The 25,268-nt window shown below is 63.0% G+C and carries 23 protein-coding genes; 10 read left to right on the top strand and 13 right to left on the bottom strand.

Features of this window, described 5'->3' with window-relative positions; translation table 11 throughout:
- The first annotated feature begins 49 nt into the window (after positions 1-49).
- The 3 genes from odhB to lpdA are packed head-to-tail and all read left to right on the top strand — an operon-like array spanning position 50 to position 3,485.
- On the top strand, positions 50-1,291 hold the full coding sequence (gene odhB / locus HNQ36_RS16435) for a 2-oxoglutarate dehydrogenase complex dihydrolipoyllysine-residue succinyltransferase (protein ID WP_184086895.1): 1,242 nt from the start codon (positions 50-52) through the stop codon (positions 1,289-1,291).
- 13 nt (positions 1,292-1,304) lie between these two features.
- Entirely contained in the window at positions 1,305-2,048 is a 744-nt protein-coding gene (locus tag HNQ36_RS16430) for an SDR family oxidoreductase (protein WP_184086893.1), read from the top strand.
- A 33-nt stretch (positions 2,049-2,081) separates the two neighbouring features.
- Positions 2,082-3,485: a dihydrolipoyl dehydrogenase gene (gene lpdA / locus HNQ36_RS16425; RefSeq protein ID WP_184086891.1), complete on the top strand. Its 1,404-nt coding sequence runs from the start codon at positions 2,082-2,084 to the stop codon at positions 3,483-3,485.
- 38 nt (positions 3,486-3,523) lie between these two features.
- On the opposite strand, the gene HNQ36_RS16420 is transcribed toward lpdA, so the two are convergent.
- Together HNQ36_RS16420 and HNQ36_RS16415 are read right to left on the bottom strand one after the other, a co-directional pair.
- Positions 3,524-4,114: a DUF4337 domain-containing protein gene (locus HNQ36_RS16420; protein WP_184086889.1), complete on the bottom strand. Its 591-nt coding sequence runs from the start codon at positions 4,112-4,114 to the stop codon at positions 3,524-3,526.
- Positions 4,115-4,224: 110 nt separating this feature from the next.
- Positions 4,225-5,208, bottom strand: a complete 984-nt coding sequence (locus tag HNQ36_RS16415; protein ID WP_184086887.1) for a tyrosine recombinase XerC — start codon at positions 5,206-5,208, stop codon at positions 4,225-4,227.
- 89 nt (positions 5,209-5,297) lie between these two features.
- Here HNQ36_RS16415 and HNQ36_RS16410 point away from each other — a divergent pair, with 89 nt between their 5' ends.
- Positions 5,298-7,472, top strand: a complete 2,175-nt coding sequence (locus HNQ36_RS16410) for a primosomal protein N' (protein WP_184086884.1) — start codon at positions 5,298-5,300, stop codon at positions 7,470-7,472.
- Between the two features lie 127 nt (positions 7,473-7,599).
- Here HNQ36_RS16410 and HNQ36_RS16405 read toward each other — a convergent pair whose 3' ends face one another.
- Positions 7,600-8,037 (bottom strand): septal ring lytic transglycosylase RlpA family protein, encoded by a 438-nt coding sequence (locus HNQ36_RS16405; protein WP_046828046.1) that lies wholly within the window; start codon positions 8,035-8,037, stop codon positions 7,600-7,602.
- An 852-nt stretch (positions 8,038-8,889) separates the two neighbouring features.
- Here HNQ36_RS16405 and HNQ36_RS16400 point away from each other — a divergent pair.
- The 5 genes from HNQ36_RS16400 to HNQ36_RS16380 all read left to right on the top strand — a co-directional run bounded on the left by HNQ36_RS16400 (position 8,890) and on the right by HNQ36_RS16380 (position 13,832).
- A complete protein-coding gene (locus HNQ36_RS16400; RefSeq protein ID WP_184086882.1) occupies positions 8,890-9,450 on the top strand; it encodes a F0F1 ATP synthase subunit delta in 561 nt (186 codons plus the stop codon).
- The gene (atpA, locus tag HNQ36_RS16395; RefSeq protein WP_046828044.1) at positions 9,450-10,982 is read left to right on the top strand and encodes a F0F1 ATP synthase subunit alpha; all 1,533 of its coding nucleotides are present in this window, start codon (positions 9,450-9,452) and stop codon (positions 10,980-10,982) included. Before HNQ36_RS16400 ends, atpA begins: the two co-directional genes overlap by 1 nt.
- Positions 10,983-11,066: 84 nt before the next feature.
- Positions 11,067-11,945 carry a F0F1 ATP synthase subunit gamma gene (locus tag HNQ36_RS16390; protein WP_184086880.1) on the top strand — a complete coding sequence of 293 codons (879 nt, stop codon included), beginning with the start codon at positions 11,067-11,069 and terminating at the stop codon, positions 11,943-11,945.
- 40 nt (positions 11,946-11,985) lie between these two features.
- Positions 11,986-13,416 (top strand): F0F1 ATP synthase subunit beta, encoded by a 1,431-nt coding sequence (gene atpD, locus HNQ36_RS16385; RefSeq protein ID WP_046828042.1) that lies wholly within the window; start codon positions 11,986-11,988, stop codon positions 13,414-13,416.
- Between the two features lie 5 nt (positions 13,417-13,421).
- On the top strand, positions 13,422-13,832 hold the full coding sequence (locus HNQ36_RS16380) for a F0F1 ATP synthase subunit epsilon (protein WP_046828041.1): 411 nt from the start codon (positions 13,422-13,424) through the stop codon (positions 13,830-13,832).
- 60 nt (positions 13,833-13,892) lie between these two features.
- Here the strand turns inward: HNQ36_RS16380 and HNQ36_RS16375 are convergent, their stop codons facing one another.
- The 10 genes from HNQ36_RS16375 to obgE all read right to left on the bottom strand — a co-directional run bounded on the left by HNQ36_RS16375 (position 13,893) and on the right by obgE (position 24,116).
- Positions 13,893-14,393, bottom strand: a complete 501-nt coding sequence (locus HNQ36_RS16375; protein WP_046828040.1) for an RNA pyrophosphohydrolase — start codon at positions 14,391-14,393, stop codon at positions 13,893-13,895.
- A 105-nt stretch (positions 14,394-14,498) separates the two neighbouring features.
- Positions 14,499-15,701 (bottom strand): divergent polysaccharide deacetylase family protein, encoded by a 1,203-nt coding sequence (locus HNQ36_RS16370; protein ID WP_184086878.1) that lies wholly within the window; start codon positions 15,699-15,701, stop codon positions 14,499-14,501.
- Positions 15,702-15,860: 159 nt separating this feature from the next.
- Positions 15,861-17,204 carry a S41 family peptidase gene (locus tag HNQ36_RS16365; RefSeq protein WP_184086876.1) on the bottom strand — a complete coding sequence of 448 codons (1,344 nt, stop codon included), beginning with the start codon at positions 17,202-17,204 and terminating at the stop codon, positions 15,861-15,863.
- On the bottom strand, positions 17,201-18,541 hold the full coding sequence (locus tag HNQ36_RS16360) for a murein hydrolase activator EnvC family protein (RefSeq protein ID WP_184087103.1): 1,341 nt from the start codon (positions 18,539-18,541) through the stop codon (positions 17,201-17,203). The genes HNQ36_RS16365 and HNQ36_RS16360 overlap by 4 nt, the downstream gene beginning before the upstream one ends.
- An 80-nt stretch (positions 18,542-18,621) precedes the next feature.
- A complete protein-coding gene (gene rlmH / locus HNQ36_RS16355) occupies positions 18,622-19,104 on the bottom strand; it encodes a 23S rRNA (pseudouridine(1915)-N(3))-methyltransferase RlmH (RefSeq protein WP_184086874.1) in 483 nt (160 codons plus the stop codon).
- Positions 19,105-19,159: 55 nt separating this feature from the next.
- Positions 19,160-19,546 (bottom strand): ribosome silencing factor, encoded by a 387-nt coding sequence (gene rsfS, locus HNQ36_RS16350; protein ID WP_046829671.1) that lies wholly within the window; start codon positions 19,544-19,546, stop codon positions 19,160-19,162.
- A 200-nt stretch (positions 19,547-19,746) separates the two neighbouring features.
- On the bottom strand, positions 19,747-20,385 hold the full coding sequence (locus tag HNQ36_RS16345; RefSeq protein ID WP_184086872.1) for a nicotinate-nucleotide adenylyltransferase: 639 nt from the start codon (positions 20,383-20,385) through the stop codon (positions 19,747-19,749).
- Positions 20,386-20,396: 11 nt separating this feature from the next.
- Positions 20,397-21,689 (bottom strand): glutamate-5-semialdehyde dehydrogenase, encoded by a 1,293-nt coding sequence (locus HNQ36_RS16340; RefSeq protein WP_184086870.1) that lies wholly within the window; start codon positions 21,687-21,689, stop codon positions 20,397-20,399.
- Positions 21,690-21,849: 160 nt separating this feature from the next.
- Positions 21,850-22,995, bottom strand: a complete 1,146-nt coding sequence (gene proB, locus HNQ36_RS16335) for a glutamate 5-kinase (RefSeq protein ID WP_184086868.1) — start codon at positions 22,993-22,995, stop codon at positions 21,850-21,852.
- A gap of 47 nt (positions 22,996-23,042) precedes the next feature.
- Positions 23,043-24,116 carry a GTPase ObgE gene (gene obgE, locus HNQ36_RS16330; RefSeq protein ID WP_184086866.1) on the bottom strand — a complete coding sequence of 358 codons (1,074 nt, stop codon included), beginning with the start codon at positions 24,114-24,116 and terminating at the stop codon, positions 23,043-23,045.
- A gap of 226 nt (positions 24,117-24,342) precedes the next feature.
- On the opposite strand from obgE, the gene HNQ36_RS16325 reads away from it, so the two are divergent.
- Positions 24,343-25,263, top strand: coding sequence for a DMT family transporter (locus tag HNQ36_RS16325; protein WP_184086864.1), 921 nt, complete (start codon positions 24,343-24,345; stop codon positions 25,261-25,263).
- The last annotated feature ends 5 nt before the right edge of the window (positions 25,264-25,268 follow it).

Here is a 25,268-nt window from a genome sequence, read left to right as displayed (position 1 = left end):
GAGGCGCTGACGGCAGAATGTGCCGCTCATGACGCAAGGGGAAAAGAAAATGGCTGAAATTCGTGTTCCGACATTGGGCGAGTCCGTCACCGAGGCCACCATCGGCCGCTGGTTCAAGAAGGCCGGCGATGCCGTCGCCGTCGACGAGCCCTTGGTTGAACTCGAAACCGACAAGGTGACCATCGAAGTGCCGGCTCCTTTCGCCGGGACCCTGGGCGAGATCGTCGCCAAGGACGGCGAGACGGTCGCGGTCGGCGCATTGCTCGGTCAGATCACGGAAGGCGCTGGCGGCGCCAAGCCCGCCGCGGCCCCGGCCAAGGCGGCTGAACCTGCTCCGGCCAAGGCCGCGCCTGCTGCCGCAGCACCTGCGCCCGCGCAAAAGTCGCCCCCGGCCGATGCGCCGCAGGCGCCATCGGTGCGCAAGCTTTCTGCTGAGTCGGGCGTGGATGCATCGACCGTCCCGGGCTCCGGCAAGGATGGCCGCGTCACCAAGGGTGATATGCTGGCCGCGATCGAAAAGGCTGCATCGGCGCCCACGCCGGTCAATCAGGCCGCCGTTCAGGCGCGCGCGCCGTCGCCTGCCGACGATGCAGCGCGTGAAGAGCGCGTGAAGATGACGCGGCTGCGCCAGACCATCGCGCGCCGGCTCAAGGACGTGCAGAACACCGCGGCGATGCTGACGACCTTCAACGAGGTCGATATGAGCCACGTGATGGCGCTGCGCGCTCAGTACAAGGATGCGTTCGAGAAGAAGCACGGCGCCAAGCTCGGCTTCATGGGCTTCTTCACCAAGGCCTGCGTGCAGGCGTTGAAGGACATCCCGGCGGTGAATGCCGAGATCGACGGCAGTGACCTGATCTACAAGAATTACTACCACATCGGCGTCGCTGTCGGCACCGACAAGGGTCTCGTCGTCCCGGTGGTGCGCGACTGCGATCAGAAATCGATTGCCGACATCGAAAAGAGCATCGCCGACTACGGCAGGCGGGCCCGCGACGGCCAGCTTAAGATCGACGAGATGCAGGGCGGCACGTTCACCATCACCAATGGCGGCATCTACGGCTCGCTGATGTCGACGCCGATCCTCAACGCGCCGCAGTCCGCGATCCTCGGCATGCACAAGATCCAGGAGCGGCCGGTGGTCGTCGGCGGCAAGGTCGAAGTTCGCCCGATGATGTATCTGGCGGTGTCCTACGATCACCGCGTCATCGACGGCAAGGAAGCGGTGACCTTCCTCGTTCGCATCAAGGAAAGCCTCGAAGATCCGGCGCGGCTGGTTCTCGACCTCTGATTGCGAGGCGGGCATGGACAGCGTCGCCATTGTCACCGGAGGCAGCCGCGGCATCGGCCGGGCTACGGCGCTCGCCGCTGCCTCGCGCGGCTACAAGGTTGTCGTCGGCTACGCCAGCAACAAGGCGGCCGCCGATGAGGTGGTTGCGAAGATCGAAGCCAGCAACGGCAAGGCCATCGCGGTGAAATGCGATGTCGGCCATGAGGCCGACATTCTTGCATTGTTCAAGCAGGCGGATGCTTTCGGGAAACTCGGCGCTCTCGTGAACAATGCCGGCGTGGTAGATGCCACCGCCCGCGTCGATGAAATGTCGGCTGCGCGTCTCGCCCGCATGATGAACGTCAACATCGTCGGCAGCATTCTGTGCGCGCGCGAGGCGGTGAAGCGCATGTCCAGCAAGCACGGCGGCACCGGCGGGGTCATCGTCAATATTTCTTCCGTCGCCGCGACGCTCGGCTCACCCGCGCAGTATGTCGACTACGCCGCCTCGAAGGGCGCGATCGATACATTCACGGTGGGACTTGCGCGCGAGGTCAGCACCGAGGGTATCCGCGTCAACGGCATTCGTCCGGGTCTGATCGACACCGCAATTCACGCCAGCGGTGGGGAGCCGGATCGCGCGCACCGGCTGGCGCATATGGTTCCGATGAAGCGGGTCGGCACCGCGGATGAAATCGCCAACGCCGTCGTCTGGCTGATGTCGGACGAGGCGTCATATGTCACGGGCACGATCGTCGATGTTTCGGGCGGCCGTTAACTTCCATTTCTCTGTGAGTACAGGATAATCCTCATGGCTTCTTACGATCTCATCGTCATCGGCACCGGTCCCGGCGGTTATGTCTGCGCGATCCGCGCGGCGCAGCTCGGCATGAAGGTTGCGGTGGTCGAGAAATGGCCGACCTTCGGCGGCACCTGCCTCAATGTCGGCTGCATTCCGTCCAAGGCATTGCTGCAGGCGTCGGAGCGATACGAGGAAGTCACGCACATGCTGCCCAAGATGGGCATCGGCGTCGGCAAGCCGAAGCTCGATCTGCCGACCATGATGAAGTTCAAGACCGACGGCGTCGATGGCAACGTCAAGGGCGTCGGCTTTCTGTTCAAGAAGAACAAGATCGAGCCCTACGAAGGCACTGGCCGCATCCTGTCTGCCGGCAAGGTCGAGGTGAAGGGCAACGACGGCAAGACGCAGGTTCTCGAAACCAAGAATATCGTGATCGCCACCGGCTCCGACGTGACAAAGCTCAAGGGCGTCGAAATCGACGAGAAGCGCATTGTCTCGTCCACGGGCGCGCTGACGCTCGATAAGGTGCCGGAGAAGATGCTGGTGATCGGCGCCGGCGTGATCGGTCTTGAGCTCGGCTCGGTGTGGCGCCGTCTCGGCGCGCAGGTCATGGTCGTCGAATTCCTCGACCGGATTCTTCCCGGCATGGACGGCGAGGTGGCAAAGTCGTTCCAGCGTATTCAGGAAAAGCAGGGCGTCGAATTCAAGCTCGGCGCCAAGGTCACCGGCGTCGATACCTCCGGCAAGAAGCTGAAGGCCAGCATTGAGCCGGCCGCAGGCGGTACGGCTGAAACCATCGAAGCGGACGTGGTGCTGGTGGCGATCGGACGCGTTCCTTACACCGAAGGGCTCGACCTCAAGGAAGCCGGGGTCGAACTCGATCAGCGCGGCCGCGTGCAGACCGATGGACACTTCCAGACCAACGTGAAGGGCATCTATGCCATCGGCGACGTGATCGCCGGACCGATGCTGGCGCACAAGGCGGAAGACGAGGGCATCGCCATCGCCGAGATCCTCGCGGGCCAGGCTGGTCACACCAACTACGATGTCATCCCCGGCGTGGTCTACACGTTCCCCGAAGTTGCTTCCGTCGGCAAGACCGAGGAAGAGCTGAAGCAGGCGGGCGTGGCTTACACCTCAGGCAAATTTCCGTTCACCGCAAACGCGCGTACCAAGGTCAATCAGACTACCGATGGTTTCGTGAAAATCCTCGCGGATGCGAAAACCGACCGTGTGCTGGGTGTGCACATCATCGGCGCGGAAGCCGGCGAAATGATCCACGAAGCCGCGGTGCTGATGGAGTTCGGCGGCTCTGCGGAAGATCTCGCGCGCACCTGCCACGCCCATCCGACCCGCTCGGAAGCGGTCAAGGAAGCCGCGCTTGCGGTCGGAAAACGCGCCATTCACATGTAACGGCTGAAAAAGGCCGGCATGAGCCGGCCTTTTTCTTTCTACATCAAATGCACGGCGTGCGGGGCGAACAGTCCGATCGCCGTGAACGCGAGCCCGGTCAGGGCTAGCGCGCCAGCCACCCACGCCAGCGCAATCATGCCGGTGATGATGGTCGCTGACGCCAGCACGATGCCGATCTGGAAAGCGGCGGAGGCCACCTCGTAGTGGTGATAGCGCGCCATGGCGAGATCGCGGGCTTCCTCGGCCTTCTTGGCACGTGCCGCCAGTTGCTCGGAGCCTTCGCCGGTTTCCGGTTCGGAGCGATAGCGGGCCGCGGCCTTGTTCCAGTCATCGATCTGTTTTGCCAGCGCCGCCTTCTGCGCATCGTCACCCGACAGGCCAAGGCTGAGCTTCGCATGCTCGGCCACCGCCTGCACCGTCGTGCGGCGGATGCTCTTGGCCTGGAAGAAGGCCCACAGGTTCGAGGCCTCGACGTTCTTGCTGATGGATTCGGTCTGGGCGCCCTTGCCGAGCGTCTCGGAGAAAGCGAGAAACAGCGCGATCACCGCGATCAGCAATGCAATCCTCTTGTTGGAGCCGGATGCATGTTCGGCATGCTCAGCGTGCTCCATGCTCTCATGTGCGCCCATATTCAGTATCCCCCGGTCAAAATCGGATGCCACGATTGACCGAACTGCGGCGCGCGCGCAAGGGTGTCCAAAGGATTTGGCAGGGCAAATTTTGGCACGACAAATTTATGTCAGGCGCGCGGATGGGCCGTCTTGTAGACGTCGAGCAGCCGGTCGGCATCGACGCCGGTGTAGATCTGTGTGGTCGACAGCGAGGAGTGGCCGAGCAATTCCTGGATGGCGCGCAGGTCGCCGCCGCGGGTCAAAAGATGCGTGGCAAAGGAATGACGCAGCGCATGGGGTGTTGCGCTGTCCGGCAAGCCAAGCGCGCCGCGCAGCCGCTCCATCGTCAACTGGATGATGCGCGGTGAGAGCGGGCCACCGCGCGCGCCGACGAAGATCGGGCCGTCCGCCGCGATGGTGTGCGGACACACCGCGACATAGTCCTGGATCAAGGCCAACACGTTCTGCAGCACTGGCACCATGCGGGTCTTGTTGCCCTTGCCGGTCACCACGATCACGTCGCCCTTGCCCGGCAGCGGTACGTCGCGCCGCTTGAGACCGAGCGCTTCGGAAATTCGCAGGCCCGATCCGTAGAGCAGCGCCATCACCGCAGCGTCGCGTGCCCAGATCCACGGATCGCGATTTTCGCCGGCGCGGATGTCCGCATCGGTCATCTGCCGTGCGGACGTCATCTGAATTGGTTTCGGCAGGCTCTTGCCGATCTTCGGGGCGCGGATCGCGGACAGCGCGCCGACCTTGCCCTTGCCCTCGCGTTCCAGAAATCGCCCGAACGAACGCAATCCCGCCAGTGCGCGCATCAGGGAACGCCCGCCCACGTCATCCACACGCCGCGCCGACATAAAGGCGCGCACGTCTGTGGCTTCGATGGCGGCGAATTGTTTCAAGGTGACGAGGCCGCCCCAATGCTCGCTCAGGAACATCAGGCACTGGCGCAGGTCGCGCGCATAGGCTTCCAGCGTCTTGGGTGACAGCCGGCGTTCCGAGCGCAAATGGGACAGCCAGTGCGTGATCTCGGCCAGCAGATCGGGCGCGGCGCAGATGAGTTGCACGCTTTCCGGGGTGGCTTCGGTTGCAGCGGCGGCCTTGACCATCTTATGTCTCGCGATGCGCCTGCGCTTGACAGGAATCGGTTTATCGCACCCTTTTCCTTATTCACCCCTTAATCTGGACCCCTCCTGCCATGGCAAGACGAGTTGTCGACGTCCTTGTCCCGGTGGCCTTGAACCAGACCTATTCCTATCGCGTTCCTGACGGCGTTGAGCTGAATCCGGGGGATGTGGTCAGCGTTCCGCTCGGGCCGCGCGACGTCACCGCCGTGGTCTGGGCCGACAATCCCAACCCCGATCCCCGGCTGCACAACCGCCTGAAAGACACCGGCCACAAGCTCGACGTGCCGCCGCTGAAACCGGAGCTGCGCAGCTTCGTCGACTGGGTCGCCAACTACACGCTGTCGGCGCGCGGCATGGTGCTGCGGATGACGCTGCGCATGGGCGAGCATCTTGGACCCGAGCGTGTGCGCATGGGGGTGCGGCTGGTCGGTACGCCGCCGCAACGCATGACGAGCGCGCGGCGTCGCCTGATCGAGATCCTGTCGGACGGACTGCTGCACGCAAAGTCCGAAGCTGCAAAGGATGCCGGCGTCAGCCCCGGCGTGATCCATGGGCTTGTCGATGAAGGCACGCTCGCTATCGAGCCGTTGCCGCGTGATCTCGCGCCACCGTCGCCCGATCCGTCGTTCTCGGAACCGGATTTTTCGCCCGAGCAGCGCATCGCCGCCGATGCGATGAGAGAGCTCGCCTCGAAGGATGAATTTCAGGTCGCGCTGCTCGATGGCGTCACGGGCTCCGGAAAAACCGAAGTCTATTTCGAGGCAGTGGCGGAGAACATTCGCCGCGGCCGGCAGACCATGATCCTGATGCCGGAGATCGCGCTGACCGGGCAGTTTCTCGACCGCTTTGCCGTGCGGTTCGGCGTGCGGCCGATCGAATGGCATTCGGAGCTGACGCCGCGCACTCGCGCGCGCAACTGGGCCGCGGTCGCGGCGGGCGACGCGCCGGTGGTGGTCGGCGCACGCTCGGCGCTGTTTCTGCCTTACGCAAATCTCGGCCTCATCATCGTCGATGAGGAACACGATCAGGCCTACAAGCAGGATGAGGGCGCGCATTATCATGCGCGCGACATGGCGGTGGTGCGCGGATCAATCGCGAAGATTCCGGTCGTGCTGTGTTCGGCAACCCCCTCGGTCGAGTCCGAAGTCAACGCACGCAAGGGGCGCTATCGCCGCGTCGCTCTGCCATCGCGGTTCGGCGGCCAGCACATGCCGCAGATCGAGGCCATCGATCTCAAGCGCGAAGGCCCGCAGCGCGGCCGGTTCATTTCGCCGCGTCTCGCAGAAGAGATCAAGATTGCAATCGAGCGCAAGGAACAGGCGCTGCTGTTTCTCAATCGTCGCGGCTACGCGCCGCTGACCTTGTGCCGCGCCTGCGGTCATCGGTTCGCCTGCACGATCTGCGATGCATGGCTGGTCGATCATCGCTTTCGCCAGCGGCTTGTTTGCCATCACTGCGGCTTCTCGATGCCGCGGCCGCATCAATGCCCGCATTGCGGGGCGGAGGAATCGCTGGCGGCCATCGGCCCCGGTGTCGAACGCCTGCAGGAAGAAGCCGCAAACCTGTTTCCCGATGCGCGCACCATGGTGCTGTCGAGCGATTTGATCACCGACATCGAGACCATGCGGTCGGAACTGAACGAGATCGCCGAGGGACGCGTCGACATCATCATCGGCACGCAACTGGTGGCGAAGGGACATAACTTTCCGCGCCTCAATCTGGTCGGCGTGATCGATGCGGATTTGGGATTGGGCAACGGCGATCCGCGCGCCGCCGAGCGCACGTTTCAATTGCTCAACCAGGTGATTGGGCGCGCCGGACGCGAGCAGGGACGCGGCGTCGGCTATCTCCAGACACATCAGCCGGAACATCCGGTGATGAAGGCGCTGGTCGCGTCGGATCGCGAAGCGTTTTACGCCAGCGAGATCGAAGCGCGTGAGCGCGCACTGTATCCGCCGTTCGGGCGGCTGGCGTCGCTGATCATTTCAGCGGGCGATCGTCCGACCGCGGAAGGTTTTGCGCGCAAGCTCGCCGCCGCCGCTCCGCTCGACGAACGGGTTCAGGTGCTTGGTCCCGCGGAGGCGCCGCTCGCCGTCATCAAGGGCCGCTACCGGTTTCGTATTCTGGTGAAGTCGGTGCGTGGTATCGACCTGTCGGCCTATATGCGGGATTGGCTCGCGGCCGGTCCGAAGACCAAAGGCAATCTCAAGCTCGAGATCGATATCGATCCGCAGAGTTTTCTGTAGGGCATGATCCCGAGTGGGCTCCGGTTTTCGGACGAGATCATGCCCAACGAAAATCCATGAAAAAGGCCGGTGCAACTGGCACCGGCCTTTTCAACGCAACTTACGCAACTCAACTCATACGCAACTCTTACTGAACTTCTGCAACCACGTGGCCGACGCCGCGGCTGGTGAGTCCGACCGCGCGGGCGGCGCCCTTCGACAGATCGAGCACGCGACCCTTGATGAACGGTCCGCGGTCATTGACGGTGACGACGACGCTGCGGCTGCCGTGGGTGACCTTGAGACGGGTCCCGAACGGCAGGGTCCGGTGTGCGGCGGTCATGGCCTCCTGATTGAAGCGCTGGCCCGAAGCGGTCTTGCTGCCCGACTCGTTGCCGTAGAACGAGGCTTTTCCGGAAAAGCTGCGGCCGGAGCCGACAGAGGCATTGGCATCGCGCCAGGATTTGCGCTGGCCAGCTTCGCTCGCAGTAGCGCCAAGCGCCAAAATTCCGACTGCAACCAACGCGATCGAGGTATTCCGATTCGCAGCGGGTCGCCCCGGCACGCGCTTGATAGCGGCGATCATATAGTTGTCCCTCACAATTGGTATATCCATCCAACGGCTGGCTAAATCGAGCCAGTGTTTACGTAGCCGGACGGTTCATTCAATAATGAGGCATAAGCGCGGCGAGCGATTTTGTTCCAAAACGCTAGAATTTTTTGAGGCCAATACAAATTAGCCTCAGTTTCTTGCTGAATATTTGAAAAATAAAGATTATCAACTATACTATACATGTAGATACTTAATAGTTTTCATAAGTATAGGTTTCGCCTAGTAAAAGCGAAGTCGCCAAATTCGTTAATGAAATGCGATAATTGCAATGCTGCATGCGTAAGGCGGGGAGCTCGTTGCCAGATTTGACGGTTTTCAGTCCAATCTCGGGCCCGAGCGAGCCTGTCGGCCGAATCGGGAGTCGCGCGCTGTGGATTGGGTACCAACCGGTTCCCTATATGGGCCGTAGTCTCTCTCGGTGGCGTAGAAGGCGAGGTTGTTGCGCCGGAGCGGGCACGAGGATTGGCGGCAGAGGTTGCGGCCCTGCTGCCGCTCCCCGCTTGTGAAGTTATTTCCACCAAGCTCCTGCAATGAGCCGCAGCAAAACGCTCAGGGTTTCTGTCCCGGCGTGCTGCTCAAACTACGCGATGCGCGCGTGCGACAAACCGGCGCCGCCAAAAACGCGTTCGCAATCGTCGTCATGTTGCACCTGCGCGCGCCCTATGTTAGCAAAACCGCGATTTTAGGCTGCTGGGCATGTCGCTCCGGCCAGAAATCGAAGTCCCGCTTGAATTCCAAGGACTTGGATCGCTTGGTGTCGCACTGGCACCAGACTGCAGCGATGAAACTTATCCTTGGGCATTCGACAGCTTAGAAGAGATATTTGTGGCAGCTGAAGATCCCTCCGTATCTGGCGTGTCCGGCCGTTATGCGACGGCCCTTTTCGAACTGGCGCGCGACCAGAAATCCGTCGATGCCGTCAAGGCGGACCTCGACAAGTTTACCGCCATGCTGGCCGACAGCCCTGACCTCCTGAGGCTGGTGCGCAGCCCGGTGTTTACCGCCGACGCCCAGGCCAAGGCGCTCAATGCCGTGCTGACCAAGGCCGGCATCAGCGGCATCGCCGCGAATTTCCTCAAGGTCCTGACTGCCAATCGCCGGCTGTTTGCCGTGGCTGATGTCATCAGGGCGTTTCGTGCGCTGGTTGCCAAGTTCAAGGGCGAGGCCACCGCAGAAGTCACCGTCGCCGAACCCCTCAGCGACGCCAATCTCGACGCTCTCAAGGCCGCACTGAAATCAGTGTCGGGCAAGGACGTCGATCTCAACGTGAAGATCGATCCGTCGATCATCGGCGGGCTTGTCGTCAAGCTCGGCAGCCGCATGGTCGACAGCTCGCTTCGCACCAAACTCAATTCGATCAAGCACGCGATGAAAGAGGCAGGCTGATGGACATCCGCGCCGCGGAAATTTCCGCAATCCTCAAGGACCAGATCAAGAATTTCGGCCAGGAAGCCGAAGTCTCTGAAGTCGGTCAGGTTCTCTCGGTCGGCGACGGCATTGCCCGCGTCTATGGTCTGGACAACGTCCAGGCCGGCGAAATGGTCGAGTTCGAGAACGGCACGCGCGGCATGGCGCTTAATCTTGAAAGCGACAACGTCGGTATCGTTATTTTCGGCGCCGACCGCGAGATCAAGGAAGGCCAGACCGTCAAGCGCACCCGCGCCATCGTGGACACGCCGGTCGGCAAGGGACTTCTGGGCCGCGTCGTTGACGCGCTCGGCAATCCGATCGACGGAAAGGGTCCGATCCAGGCGACCGAACGCAAGCGCGTCGACGTCAAGGCGCCCGGCATCATTCCGCGCAAGTCGGTGCATGAGCCGATGGCAACCGGTCTCAAGGCGATCGACGCCCTGATCCCCGTCGGCCGTGGCCAGCGCGAGCTGATCATCGGCGACCGTCAGACCGGCAAGACCGCGATCGCGCTCGACACCATTCTGAACCAGAAGCCGCTCAACGCCGCCGGCGCACCGGAAGGCCAGAAGCTGTATTGCGTCTACGTCGCGATCGGCCAGAAGCGCTCGACCGTCGCGCAGTTCGTGAAGGTTCTCGAAGAGCAGGGCGCGCTGGAATATTCCATCGTCGTCGCCGCAACCGCTTCCGATCCTGCTCCAATGCAGTATCTCGCGCCGTTCACCGGCTGCACCATGGGCGAGTACTTCCGCGACAACGGCATGCACGCCGTCATCATCTATGACGACTTGTCCAAGCAGGCCGTCGCCTATCGCCAGATGTCGCTGCTGCTGCGCCGCCCGCCGGGCCGCGAAGCTTATCCGGGCGACGTGTTCTACCTGCATTCGCGCCTGCTCGAGCGCGCCGCGAAGCTCAACGACGATCAGGGCAACGGTTCGCTGACCGCTCTCCCGGTCATCGAAACCCAGGCCAACGACGTGTCTGCCTACATTCCGACCAACGTGATTTCGATCACCGACGGCCAGATCTTCCTCGAAACCGATCTGTTCTTCCAGGGCATCCGTCCTGCTGTGAACGTCGGTCTGTCCGTGTCGCGCGTCGGATCGTCGGCGCAGACCAAGGCGATGAAGAAGGTCGCCGGCAAGATCAAGGGCGAGCTCGCGCAGTACCGCGAAATGGCTGCGTTCGCGCAGTTCGGCTCCGACCTCGACGCCTCGACCCAACGCCTTCTCGCGCGCGGTTCGCGCCTGACCGAACTCCTGAAGCAGCCGCAGTTCTCGCCGCTGAAGATGGAAGAGCAGGTCGTGGTGATTTACGCCGGCGTCAACGGCTACCTCGACGGCATTCCGGTCAACAAGGTCCGCGCCTTCGAGGACGGCCTGCTGTCGCTGCTGCGAGGCAAGCACGTCGACATCCTCAACGCCATCCGCGACTCGCGTGATCTGTCGGACGACGTTGCCGGCAAGCTCAAGGGCGTGGTCGAAGGCTACACCAAGACGTTCGCTTAAGATCATCGCCGCGCCGATTTGCGCGCGCGGCGAAACTGGGGTTGCGATCCGGCGTGAGGCTGGATCGTCAGGGTGAGATAAAGAATGGCGTCTCTTAAGGACATGCGTGTCCGCATCGCCTCGACCAAGGCGACGCAGAAGATCACCAAGGCCATGCAGATGGTTGCGGCGTCGAAGTTGCGCCGTGCCCAGACCGCGGCCGAAGCGGCGCGTCCCTATGCCGAGCGCATGGACGCGGTGATCAGCAACATCGCGGGTGCTGCGGCCGGATCCGGCAACGCGCCGGCATTGCTTGCCGGCACTGGCAACGACAAGGTTCACCTGCTGCTGGTCTGCACCGGCGAGCGCGGCCTGTCGGGCGCCTTCAACTCCTCCATCGTGCGCCTGGCGCGCGAGCGGGCCCTGTCCCTGATGAGCCAGGGCAAAGAGGTCAAGTTCTTCTGCGTCGGACGCAAGGGTTACGAGCAGCTCCGCCGCCAGTTCGACAAGCAGATCGTCGGCAACGTCGAACTGCGCTCGGTGAAGGTGCTCGGCTTCAGGAATGCCGAAGACGTCGCCAAGCAAGTCGTCGCGATGTTCGAGGCGGGCGACTTCGACGTCTGCACGCTGTTCTATTCGCGCTTCAAGTCGGTGATCGCGCAGATCCCGACCGCCCAGCAGATCATTCCGCTCGTGCTCGAAGAAAAGGAAGCCGCGAACGGCGCGACCGCGGTTTACGATTACGAACCGGCCGAAGACGAGATTCTCTCAAGCCTGCTGCCGCGCAACCTCGCGGTGCAGGTTTTCCGTGCGCTGCTCGAAAACAACGCGTCGTTCTACGGCGCGCAGATGAGCGCCATGGACAACGCGACCCGCAACGCCGGCGACATGATCCGCAAGCAGACGCTGATCTACAACCGCACCCGCCAGGCGATGATTACCAAGGAACTGATCGAAATCATCTCCGGCGCCGAGGCCATCTAGGCCAACCGCCGCATAGACCGAGTTTTAAGGAGACTATCCCATGGCATCACCCGCCAACCAGACCGGACGCATTGCACAGGTTATCGGCGCCGTCGTCGACGTGAAGTTCGACGGCTATCTCCCAGCCATTCTCAACGCGATCGAGACCACCAACCAGGGCAACCGCCTTGTGCTGGAAGTCGCGCAGCATCTCGGTGAATCCACCGTGCGCGCCATCGCGATGGACACCACCGAAGGTCTGGTGCGTGGTCAGGAAGTGAAGGACACCGGCGCGCCGATCACGGTGCCGGTCGGTGCCGGAACGCTCGGCCGCATCATGAACGTCATCGGCGAGCCGGTGGACGAGCAGGGACCGGTGAAAGCCGAAACTACCCGCGCAATCCATCAGGAAGCGCCGCTCTACACCGATCAGTCGACCGAAGCTGAAATTCTCGTCACCGGCATCAAGGTCGTCGATCTGCTCGCGCCTTACGCCAAGGGCGGCAAGATTGGCCTGTTCGGCGGCGCCGGCGTCGGCAAGACCGTGCTGATTCAGGAGCTGATCAACAACGTCGCGAAGGCGCACGGCGGTTACTCGGTGTTCGCAGGCGTCGGCGAGCGAACCCGCGAAGGCAACGACCTCTATCACGAGTTCATCGAATCCGGCGTCAACAAGAAGGGCGGCGGCGAAGGCTCGAAGTGCGCTCTCGTGTACGGCCAGATGAACGAGCCTCCGGGCGCGCGCGCCCGCGTCGGCCTCACCGGCCTGACCGTCGCCGAACATTTCCGCGATCAGGGCCAGGACGTGCTGTTCTTCGTCGACAATATCTTCCGCTTCACCCAGGCAGGTTCGGAAGTGTCCGCTCTGCTCGGCCGTATTCCGAGCGCCGTGGGCTATCAGCCGACGCTCGCCACCGACATGGGCGCACTGCAGGAGCGCATCACCACCACGCACAAGGGTTCGATCACTTCGGTGCAGGCCATTTACGTTCCGGCCGACGACTTGACCGATCCGGCTCCGGCCACCTCGTTCGCCCACTTGGACGCGACGACCGTGTTGAACCGCGCGATTTCCGAAAAGGGCATCTACCCGGCGGTGGACCCGCTGGATTCGACCTCGCGCATGCTTTCGCCGCTGATCGTCGGCGAGGAGCATTACCTCACCGCGCGCATGGTTCAGCAGGTGCTGCAGAAGTACAAGTCGCTGCAGGACATCATCGCCATTCTCGGCATGGACGAACTGTCGGAAGAGGACAAGATCGCCGTGGCACGCGCCCGCAAGATCGAGCGCTTCCTGTCGCAGCCGTTCTTCGTCGCTGAAATCTTCACCGGCTCGCCGGGCAAGTTCGTCGATCTCGCCGACACCATCAAGGGCTTCAAGGGCCTCTGCGAAGGCAAGTACGATCACCTGCCGGAAGCGGCCTTCTACATGGTCGGCACCATCGAAGAAGCCGTCGAGAAGGGCAAGAAGCTCGCAGCAGAAGCGGCGTAATCACGATGGCCACCTTTCACTTCGATCTCGTATCACCTGAAAGAATCGCCTTCTCGGGCGAAGTCGAGCAGGTCGATATTCCCGGCGTCGAGGGCGACCTCGGCGTGATGGCTGGCCATGCGCCGCTGGTGGCGAGCATTCGTCCCGGCATCATGACCGTGACCGTCGGCGGCAAGCACGAGAAGATCATCGTGCTTGGCGGTCTTGCGGAAATCTCCGAGAAGGGCCTCACGGTTCTGGCCGATACCGCAACGTCGGTGGCTGAACTCGACGCGGCTGCCTTCGCCGACAAGATCGCTCAGATGGAAGAGGATCTGAAGGAAAAGGAAGGCTCGGTTCTCGATCAGGCGATCGAGCGGCTCGATCACTTCAAGACCATCCAGCGGCAGATCGTCAATTCAACAGCGATGCATTGACGTTGTTACATCGAAGTCAAAAAGCCCTGCACTGCAGGGCTTTTTTGCATTCTGGACTTATTATTTCCCGGCGAACCTGGTGAATTCCTTGACCACCCGCTCATAGACCGGCCGCTTGAACGGCACGATCAGCTCGGGAAGATTCTTCATCGGCTCCCAGCGCCAGTCGATGAACTCCGGCTTGTGGCCGGCCGGTGAAGCGACGTTGATCTCGCTGTCCTTGCCGGTGAATCGGAGCGCGTACCATTTCTGCTTTTGTCCGCGAAACCGGCCCTTCCAGGCGCGGCCGGCGACGGTGCGCGGAATATCGTAGGTCAGCCATTCCGGCACTTCGCCCAGCTTCTCCACCGAACGGGCGTTGGTCTCTTCATAAAGTTCACGCTTGGCGGCGGCCCATGTGTCTTCGCCGCTATCGACGCCGCCCTGAGGCATCTGCCAGACATGGGTTTGATCGACATGCTCCGGACCGCTGGCGCGGCGGCCGATGAACACGAGTCCGTCCGGATTGATCAGCATGATGCCGACGCAGGTCCGGTAGGGCAGATCGTCGTAACGCGCCATCCTGCTTAAGCCTTTGATCCAGCCGTCCAAGCGCGCCAGCCGCACTCTATTCGTTCGTTCACGCGAGAGCGCCGGAACACCTGGTTCCGGCTTTGCCGATCACGCCTAGCTTGATTTTGGTTTCAGCATCGCCGTTGTCAACGGCACCAGCGCGATGCCGCGGGCCTCGAGTTGCTTCGCCCAGGTTCCGATTCGCTCAATCGAAATCGGCAAAGCGGATGCGATGCCGACGGCAGATCCGCGCTCCTTCGCGAGTGTTTCCAGCCGCGTCAGCGCCCGGTCGATTTCGGCCGGTGTCGGCACGGTGTCGATGCTGACATCGGCTTTCGCGAACGGCATCGCCTGTCCTTCCGCGATCACGCCCGCAACGCTGCGCGGCGCGCTGCCGTCGTCGAGCCATGCGAGTCCGCGCCGGGCCGCTTCCTTGACGAGCGGCTGCATCGCCGCGTCGGTCGCGACGAAGCGCGACCCCATGAAGTTGGCGATGCCGACGTAACCCTGAAACCGGCTCATATGCCAGGCCAAGCGGTCGGCGTTCTGCTCGGCGGACAACGTCGTGAGCAGCGTCTGCGGTCCGGGATCGTTGTCCGGATAGTCGAAAGGCTCCATCGGAACCTGCAGCAGCACTTCGTGCTTCTGCGCGCGGGCGCGCTCGACCAGTTTGCCGGGATCCGAACCGTAAGGCGTGAATGCGAGTGTCACGGCGCCCGGGAGCTTGGTGATGGCGTCGGCGGTTTTCGCGGCGCCAACGCCGAGGCCGGTCACAACGATGGCGATCGTCGGCTTCTTGGCCGCGCTGGCGCGCTCAGTATCGCTGCCGGCGGCATAGACGCGAAAGGATTTCAATCCATCGGCGGTGACGGGGATCATGCCGTAGCGTGACGGCTCGAGCAGCTTCGGATTGACGCCGGCCATCACCGCGCTCTGGGCATCGGTCTTCGCCGCGGCGTCGGGTCCGGCGCCGATCATCACGTCCTGTCGTGCGCCGCTGGAACCGTCGATGATGGTCACTGTCTGACGGCCGCTGACGGGCTCCTTCGCGGCAGCGGTAGCCTCCTTGGGCATTGCAGGCGCAGGGCCGGCAGATTTCGCTGCGCCCTCGCCGGGCAGCGTGGTGGGATCGTAGGACACCCGCGCCAAAGGCTCGCCGCCCATCGGGTTATGGTTGAAAATTGCAAAGCCGAGGAAGGTCGTTAGAAACAGGCCGCACAGCCCCGCGATCGCCTGTGGCGCACTAAACGGAAGCCTGTATTGCCGCTTGCGCGGCCGATCTTGTCCGAGCGGCGCGCTCAGATCGTCGGTTGTCACTGCGCTCAACCCCCGCGAATCAATCCGCGAATCCTACCACGGCCCCGGCAGGGCGGGACGTCAAGGCTTGAGTTCCGAGCGCCCAAGGCACCAAAGCCGCAATGAAAAAGGGCGGCCCGGAAGCCGCCCTTGATCAGATAAAGGAACTTGTCTGCGCTGTTAGTTCGCAGCCTTGTTCGAGGCCTTGTCGGTCGGCGCCGGAGCCGACGTGGTCTGCTTGATGCCATGGAGGAGATCGGCGGCCATCTTGAGCGCCTTGTCGTTCTTGGCATCCGGCGGGACATAGGACTGCGATCCGGTTTCTTCCTGGCCCTCGGCCTTGAGATGACCGCGCAGCGAGGCTTCACCCTTGGTGTCGGTCTTCGACTTGAGATCGTCAGGAACGTCCTGCAGGACCTCGATATCCGGAATGATGCCCTTGGCCTGGATCGATTTGCCCGACGGCGTGAAGTAGCGGGCCGTGGTCAGCCGCAGCGCGCCGTTGCCGGAGCCGAGCGGGATGATGGTCTGCACCGATCCCTTGCCGAACGAGCGGCTGCCGAGCAGCGTCGCGCGCTTGTGATCCTGCAGCGCGCCGGCGACGATTTCCGACGCCGAGGCCGAGCCGCCGTTGATTAGCACGATCACCGGCTTACCCTTGGCGAGGTCGCCGGGCTTGGCGGTGCGGCGCTGGGTTTCCTCGGCGTTGCGGCCACGGGTCGAAACGATCTCGCCGCGATCCAGGAATGCGTCGGAGACCGACACGGCCTCTTCAAGCAAGCCGCCCGGATTGTTGCGCATGTCGAGGATGTAGCCCTTGATCTTGTCCGGACCGATCTGCGTGGTCAGGTTCGCCATCTCGCGCTTCAGGCCTTCGGTAGTCTGCTCGTTGAAGGTGGTGATGCGGATATAGGCGATATCGTCGCTTTCGACGCGGGCGCGCACCGAGCGGACGCGGATGTTGTCGCGCACCAGCGTGACTTCGATCGGCTTGTCCTGGCCCTTGCGAATGATCTTGAGCTTGATCTTGGTATTGACCGGGCCGCGCATTTTCTCGACGGCCTGATTCAGGGTGAGACCCTGCACCGCTTCATCGTCGAGATAGGAAATGATGTCGTTGGCCATGATGCCGGCCTTGGAGGCGGGCGTCTCGTCGATGGGCGACACAACCTTGATGAGGCCGTCTTCCATCGTGACCTCGATGCCGAGGCCGCCGAATTCGCCGCGCGTCTGCACCTGCATGTCGCGGAAGCTCTTCGTATCCATGTAGCTGGAGTGCGGATCGAGACCGGTGAGCATGCCGCTGATCGCGGTCTCGACCAGTTTGCTGTCGTCCGGCTTCTCGACGTAATCGCTGCGAACGCGTTCGAACACATCGCCGAACAGGTTGAGCTGACGGTAGGTGTCAGACGACGCAGCGCGCGCCGTCGATCCGACCAACGCCGAGCGGGGCTGGGTGAGGAAGAGAGTGGCCGCCGCGCCTGCTGCGACGCTGAGGAGAACCAGGGAAGTCTTGCGCATCATCCGCGAACCTTTTGGCCTTCACTTGCGGCCCACCATGGACCAGAATCGATTGGAGTGCCGTCCTTACGGAACTCGATATAGAGCACAGGCTGGCTAGACGTTGCCGCCAGAATTGACGCGACCTGAGACGTGGTCCCCATGGTCGCGACCGGTTCTCCTGTCAGAACAAACTGCCCGATCGTGACCGAAATACGTTCCATCCCGGCGATCAGGACATGATACCCGCCGCCCGCATTGAGGATCAAGAGTTGTCCGTAGCTCCGGAACGGGCCTGAGTAAACAACCCAACCATCACAAGGCGTTGTGACCTGCGCTCCGGGCCGGGTGGCGATGGAAATGCCCTTTTCCTGGCTTCCGGCGCCGTCGGAACCGCCAAAACTGCGGATCCGGGTGCCGTTAACCGGGATTGGCAGAAGCCCCTTGGCGGAACCGAAGGCGATCGCCGGGCTCAATCGGGCCGGGTCCTTCAGGGCGCCCAGATTGGGTTTGCCGTTCAGCGATGCCGGCGTGCCCTTCAGTTCGGCCGCCGCCGCAGCCTTCGCGGCCGCCTTCACGTCCTGCTCCATCTTGGCGATCAGGTCCTGAAGATTCTCGGTCTGCTTCGACAACGCGATGGCGCGCTGCCGCTCCGCTTCCATGTCTTTCTCGGTGTCGGTCTGCTTTTTCTGTCGCTCCTGCACCAGTGCGGCGAGCCGCGTCCGATCGTCATTGAGCTTGTCGCGGTCGACCGCCAGCCGGTCGCGCTCTTCCGCGATGTTTTTGCGCAGGCTCACCAGTTCGCCGAGGTCACTGGCGAGCTTGGCGGCGCGGGTCCGCATCTCCGGAACGACGGCACCGAGCAGCATTGCGGTGCGCAGCGATTGCAACGCATCTTCGGGCCTCACGAACAGCGCAGGCGGCGCGCGGCGTCCTGCGCGCTGCAGGGCCGCCAGCACCTCGGAGATTTCATCCCGGCGCGATTCGAGCGCTGCGCGAATCTGAAGCTCGCGCGCATCGAGCGGGCGCAGCCGGCCTTCGGTGTCGGCCATTTTGCCTTCAACGTCGCGCACCTGCCCGGCGATGCCGATCAGTTGCTGGTTGAGTTTGGTACGGTCCTGGCCGATAGCGGCGAGATCGGCTTTCAGCTTCTGTTCGAGTTCGGCAGCCTTCTTCTGTTGCTCACGGGCAGCGTCGAGTTCCTGCGTGCGCTGCTTGATTGTTTCAGCATCCGGCGCAGCGGCCTGCTTGACGGCGGTTTGTGCGCGGGCCGGCGCAATCCCGCCCGCGACATGAAGCGCTGAGATCACCAGAGACAGCGGCAGCGCTGTGCCGCGCGCCAGTCTGCGTGCTGTCAGCAGAGTTGTGTTGCCTGTCGCGTCGGTCACGGGCAGTTCGATCTTTCAGGATCTTGGAGTGCGCATGATTTCAGGATCATGCCTTACGCGCGATGGTACGGGTGGCCGGATAAGATCGTCGCGGCCCGGTAAATCTGTTCCAGCAGCATGACGCGCACCATCTGATGCGGCCAGGTCGCTTTGCCAAACGCAACGCTGAGTTTGACCTTGCGCCGCAATTCTGGCGAAAGTCCGTCCGCTCCGCCGATTAAAAAAACAGCGGTTGGAACCGATTCGTCGCGCCAGCGGCCAAGATGCCGCGCGAATGCGGCGCTGTCGATGGTTTCGCCGCGCTCGTCGAGCGCAATGATGGACGATTTGTCAGGAATCAGTGCCGAGATCGCGGCGGCTTCGTCAGCCATCCGCGCGGCCACATCGCGCGCGCGGCTTTCGGGAATTTCGTGAATCTCAAGGCCGCGAAAGCCGAGCTTGCGGCCGATGTCGTCGAACCGCTCGCGATAACGGTCTGCAAGCTCCCGTTCCGGGCCTTGCTTCAGGCGGCCAATGGCGATGACAACGATGCGCATGGCGCGCAAACTAACATGCGCGCAAGCACATGAATACGCGCCGGCTCACCGCGTCTTAGCGTGCCTTTGCCGCCGGCTTGTCCGAGGTCCACATCTTTTCGAGATTGTAGAACTCACGGACTTCCGGCCTGAACACATGAACGATCACATCGCCGGAATCGATCAGCACCCAGTCGCAGTTGGGCAATCCCTCGACGTGAGGGGCTGCGATTCCGCTTTCCTTGAGACCCTTCGCGACGTTCTCCGCGATCGCGCCGACGTGGCGGTTGGCCCGCCCCGAGGTGACGATCATGTAGTCGGTGATGGAGGATTTGCCGCGGAGGTCGATGGTGACCGTTTCTTCCGCCTTCATATCGTCAAGGCGGGAGAGGATCAGGTTCAGCGTTTCGTCGGCATCAGGTCGCGCCTTGAGGGCGGGAACGAGGTCGACGGACGCAGGCATCGCTTTGGCACGAGGCTTTGAAGCAGTGGCCTTGGACGAAGCAGCCTTGGACAATACAGATGTGGTCAGGGACCATTCCTTTCACTGTATCGCGAGCGCCGAATCCTAGCGCCCACGTTCATCATACGCATGTGGGGTTAACCGTTTCAATCTTCCAGATGCCGCCGCGATGATTTGGGGCGCGCTGTTGCCGGAAAACGTCATCGTGGATTGGCGTCCTTCCAGCTTCCGTCCGGGTTCCTCAGCCGGGTCGACGACAGACTGGATTTCAGTCCGGTAAGGAACGTCCAGGCCGGTGCACGTCGGCTCGCCAGTGTTCCCGCAGCGCGCTCGTCGATGCGATAGGGCATCAGCGTCTGTGCGGCGGTGGAGGATAAGGCGCGAAAGCTGTCGGGCGGCCGGTCGACCACAGCGATCGGAACCATGCTGGCGATGTGCTGCCAGTTTTCCCAGCGGTTGAACTGCGCGAGATTGTCGGCGCCCATGATCCATACAAAGCGTACGCCGGAGCAGCGGCGCCGCAGATACGAAATCGTATCCGCAGTGTAGCGGGTGCCAATGACGGTTTCGAGACAACTGACCTCGATGCGCGGATGATGCGCGACCTTCTCGGCTGCGATCATGCGTTCGCGCAGAGCGTGCAGCGAACCGTTGTTCTTGAGGGGATTGCCGGGCGACACCAGCCACCAGATGCGGTCGAGCCGTAATCGCTTCAGCGCAAACAGGCTGATGGCGCGGTGGGCTTCGTGCGGCGGGTTGAACGATCCGCCGAGCAAACCGATGCGCATGCCGTCGGCATGGGTCGGGATGGCGCGAGGCAGATGAACGGAGTCGCTCACGGGCGCGCAATTCACGGACGTGTCTGTCCGGTGCCGCGAACGCGATACTTGAAGCTCGTCAACTGCTCGGCGCCGACCGGGCCGCGGGCGTGGAATTTGCCGGTGGCGATTCCGATTTCCGCGCCGAAGCCGAATTCGCCGCCGTCGGCGAACTGCGTCGAGGCGTTGTGCAGCACGATGGCGGAATCCACCTCGTTGAGAAACTTCTCGGCGATCGCTGCGTCCTCGGTGACGATGGCGTCGGTGTGATGCGAACCATAGCGCGCGATATGCGCCAGCGCGTCGTCGACGCCGTTGACCAGCTTGGCGGAGATGATGGCGTCTTCGTACTCTGTGGCCCAGTCCTCGTCGGTGACAGGCTTTACGCGTGCATCGGCGCGCTGAATATCGTCACCGCCGCGCACTTCGCAACCGGCATCGAGCAGCATCGTCACCAGCGGCTTCAGCTGCGTCTCCGCAGCCGCCTTGTCGATCAGCAGCGTTTCGGCCGCGCCGCAGACTCCGGGCCGGCGCATCTTGGCGTTGAGAACAATCGTCTTTGCCATGTCGAGCGAAGCTGCCTTGTCGACATAGACGTGATTGACGCCTTCGAGATGCGCGAACACCGGCACGCGCGCTTCATCCTGTACGCGGGCGACGAGATTCTTGCCGCCGCGCGGCACGATGACATCGATCGCGCCGTTCAGTCCGCCAAGCATCAGGCCGACCGCCGCGCGGTCGCGGGTCGGCACCAGCGCAATCGACTCTTCGGGGAGCCCGGCCTTGCGCAAGCCTTCGACAAGGCATTGATGGATCGCGCGGCACGAGCGGAAACTGTCCGAGCCGCCGCGCAGGATCACGGCGTTGCCGGATTTGAGGCACAGCGCACCGGCGTCGGCCGCAACGTTGGGGCGGCTTTCGAAGATCACACCCACGACGCCGAGCGGCACGCGCACGCGCTCGATGGTCATGCCGTTGGGGCGCATCCAGCTTTCGGTGACGATACCGACGGGATCCTTGATCGCGCGGACCACGTCGATGCCGTCGGCCATCGCATTGATGCGTGCGTCGTTGAGCGCGAGCCGATCCACGAAGGCGCTGCTCATGCCACCGGCTTTTGCCTCGGCAACATCCTCGGCATTGGCGGCCAGAATTTCTTTTGCGCTGGCGCGGATCGAAGCCGCCATGGCGGCCAGCGCCGCATCCTTCTGTTCGCCCGAGGCAAGCGCCAGCACGCGCGCGGCGCGGCGCGCACCCGCGCCGAGATCGGTCATCAGCGCGGTCAGGTCGGGTGTGCCGTCGAGAGCTTTAAGCGGAGCAGACATATCGGTCTATGTGGGGTTGGATACTTGTAAGGCCATGCCCTAGCACAGAAATCCGGCCTCGGCGAGGCGCCGGGAACATGGCTGCCCGGCGGGGTCGGCCAGTGGCCGATAGGATCGGCCGCTAGGCCATTGGCCGCGCTCGGGCTTTGGCCGGACGCCGCTATTTGGCGCTGTCGGTGCCGCGTGGTCCGCCAACCACGAGGTCGTCGCGATGGATCATTTCCGCGCGCCCGGTGATGCCGAGGATTTGCGCCGCATCCGAGGATGAGCGGCCCTTGATCTGCTCGGCGTGATCCGCGTCATAGGCGACAAGGCCGCGGCCGATCTCGTGGGTGTCGGGTCCGCGCACCACCACGGCGTCGCCGCGTGCGAATTGCCCGTCGACCCGGATCACGCCCGCCGGCAGCAGGCTCTTGCCGGCGCGCAGGGCCGCGACCGCCCCCGCGTCGATGGTGAGGGTGCCTTTCGGCTCGAGCGATCCGGCGATCCAGCGCTTGCGCGCGGTGACGGGATTGGCCGGCGTCAGAAACCAGGTGCAGGGTCCGCCGTCGGCGATGGCCTGCAACGGGTGTTCGATCTTTCCGGACGCGATCAGCATGTGCGTGCCGGCGCTGGTTGCGATCTTCGCAGCTTCGATCTTGGTGCGCATGCCGCCGCGTGACAATTCGGACTCGGCGGCACCTGCCATCGCCTCGATGTCCGCGGTGACGGATTCGACGACGGGAATGAGTTTCGCATTTGGATTGGCCGACGGCGGCGCGGTGTAGAGCCCGTCGATGTCCGACAGTAGAATGAGCAGGTCGGCGCTGGTCATGGTGGCGACGCGCGCCGCAAGCCGGTCATTGTCGCCATACCGGATTTCGTTGGTGGCGACAGTGTCGTTCTCGTTGATCACCGGCACCGCGCGCCATTCAAGAAGCTTGGTGATGGTCGAGCGCGCATTGAGATAACGCCGCCGCTCTTCGGTATCCTGCAGCGTGACCAGAATTTGTCCGGCACCGATGCCGTGATGGCCGAGCACACCGGACCAGATGCGCGCCAGTTCGATCTGGCCGACGGCCGCTGCCGCCTGGCTTTCCTCAAGCTTGAGCAGGCCGCTCGGCAGCTTCAGGCGGCTTCGCCCGAGCGCGATCGATCCGGATGAGACGACGAGCACATCCTTGCCGGCCTGATGCAGCTTGGCGATATCGGCGGCGAGCGCGGCGAGCCAGGTCGCGCGGACTTCACCGGCAGCAGCGTCGATCAGCAGCGACGAACCGACCTTGACGACGATGCGGCGGAAATTCTTGAGTTTGGGGTTCGACATCGGAAATCAGTGTGTGGTGGGCTTAAGTTGAAATTGCGAACAGATTATCAGCGGCCGAGCGGGTTCCAGCCCGACGGCTCCGGCTCTGCTTCCGGCGCGATTTCGTTCGCTCGTTTGGCTTTGGTCGACACTGGCGCTTCGCCGATCACGGCCAGCAATGCCCGCAGTGCTTCCGGCACGCCTTCGCGCGACACACCAGAGATCAAGAGCGGAGTCTTTTTCGCCGCGCGTTTCAGCCGCGCCTTCTGGTCCTTGAGATGCTCTGGCGATACGGCGTCGATCTTGTTGAGAGCGACGATCTCGATCTTGTCGGCGAGGTTGCCGTCATAGGCTTCCAGTTCGCCGCGCACGGTCTTGTAAGCCTTGCCGGCATGCTCGCTGGTCGCGTCCACCAGATGCAGCAAGACCCGGCAACGCTCGACGTGTCCGAGAAATCTGTCGCCGAGACCTGCGCCTTCATGCGCGCCCTCGATCAGTCCGGGAATGTCGGCCAGCACGAATTCGCGCCCGTCGATGCCGACGACGCCGAGCTGCGGATGCAGGGTCGTGAAAGGATAATCCGCGATCTTTGGCTTCGCCGCGCTGACCACCGAGAGGAACGTGGACTTGCCGGCGTTCGGCAATCCGACAAGACCTGCGTCGGCGATCAGTTTCAGCCGCAGCCAGATCCAGCGTTCCTCGCCGGGCAATCCGGGGTTGGCATTGCGCGGCGCGCGATTGGTTGAGGTCTTGAAATGGGCGTTGCCGAAGCCGCCATTGCCGCCCTGCGCCAGGACGAACTTCTCGCCGACCTCGGTGAAGTCGTGGATCAGGGTCTCGCGATCCTCGTCGAAAATCTGCGTGCCGAGCGGCACCTTCATCACGATGTGCTTGCCGTTGGCGCCATGGCGATCCGACCCCATGCCGTTCACGCCCTTCGGCGCCTTGAAGTGCTGCTGGTAGCGATAGTCGATCAGGGTGTTGAGGCCGTCTGCGACCTCGACAATGACGTCGCCGCCCCGGCCGCCATTGCCGCCGGAAGGGCCGCCGAACTCGATGAACTTCTCGCGGCGAAATGCCACGCAGCCGTTGCCGCCGTCGCCGGAGCGGATGTAGACCTTGGCTTCGTCGAGAAATTTCATCGGTTTTCCGTTACGCCGCGATCGGCAAAAGCCCGGCTTTTTTGGGTCCGATCGCGCTTGTATGTATGCGCCAATGTATGCGCCATGGGTGCCTGAGCGGCAACCCATTCATGCATGATATGGCTATAAAGGCTGCATTTGTAACGGTTGCCGAACCGCCATCTGCCTTCTAAACGACGTTATCGGTTCGTTTTTTTGACGAATTAACGCTATCCGGCGGCACCCCATGACCATGCTTGCGAAAATCTCCGCCAACGCCGGAAACCGCTCGGCTGGGCTCGCGGGCATCGCGCTGATGCTGCTGGCTGTCTGGCTGTTCTCGTTTGGCGACGCGGTGGGGAAGTACATCGTCGCCACCTATTCCGTGGGGCAATTGCTGCTGCTGCGCGGTCTGGGCTCGATGATCCTGCTGTCGCCGCTGATCTGGCGCAACCGGTCGCAGTTTACGCGGATTCGCAGGCCGGGTTTGCAGCTTCTGCGCGTCGTGCTCTCCACGGCCGAAGTCGCCGCATTCTTCGCGGCATCGATCTATCTGCCGCTCGCCGATATCATCACCTACTATCTGGCGGCGCCGATTTTCGTCACCGCGGGAGCGGCATTCTTCCTTGGCGAGCGGGTTGGCTGGCGAAGATGGGTCGCAATCGGGATCGGATTCAGCGGCGTGCTGATCGCCCTGCAACCCTCGGCTCAGACGGTGAGCTGGCCCGCGATGATCGCGCTCGGCGGCAGCATGTCGTTTGCCGGGCTGATGCTGGTGACGCGGTCGCTGCGGGATGCGCCCGACATCGTGCTGGCGTCGACCCAGTTTGCGGGCACCATCACCTTCGGCGCGATCATGGCGCCGCTGGGCTGGATAACGCCGCCGCTGACGGATCTGGGCCTTTTCCTGCTGGCCGCCTGTATTTCGGTCGGCGCGCTGCTCAGCCTTAACCGCTCCCTGATGCTGGCGCCGGCCAGCGTCGTGGTGCCGTATCAATATTCGATGATCGTCTGGGCGGTGATCTTTGGATATGTGGCGTTCGGCGACGTGCCCTCCGTTGCCACACTGCTGGGCGCTGCGGTGATTATCGGCGCCGGCTTCTACATCTTCCTGCGCGAGCGCGCTCTTGCGAACGAAGACCCGGTGGTGGTGCCCCCGCCGGGCTGACGCGC

Source organism: Afipia massiliensis (assembly GCF_014203115.1).
Classification (GTDB): domain Bacteria; phylum Pseudomonadota; class Alphaproteobacteria; order Rhizobiales; family Xanthobacteraceae; genus Afipia; species Afipia massiliensis.
The sequence above is the reverse complement of the archived record's forward strand: the minus strand, read 5'-3'. Positions and strand labels throughout refer to the sequence as shown.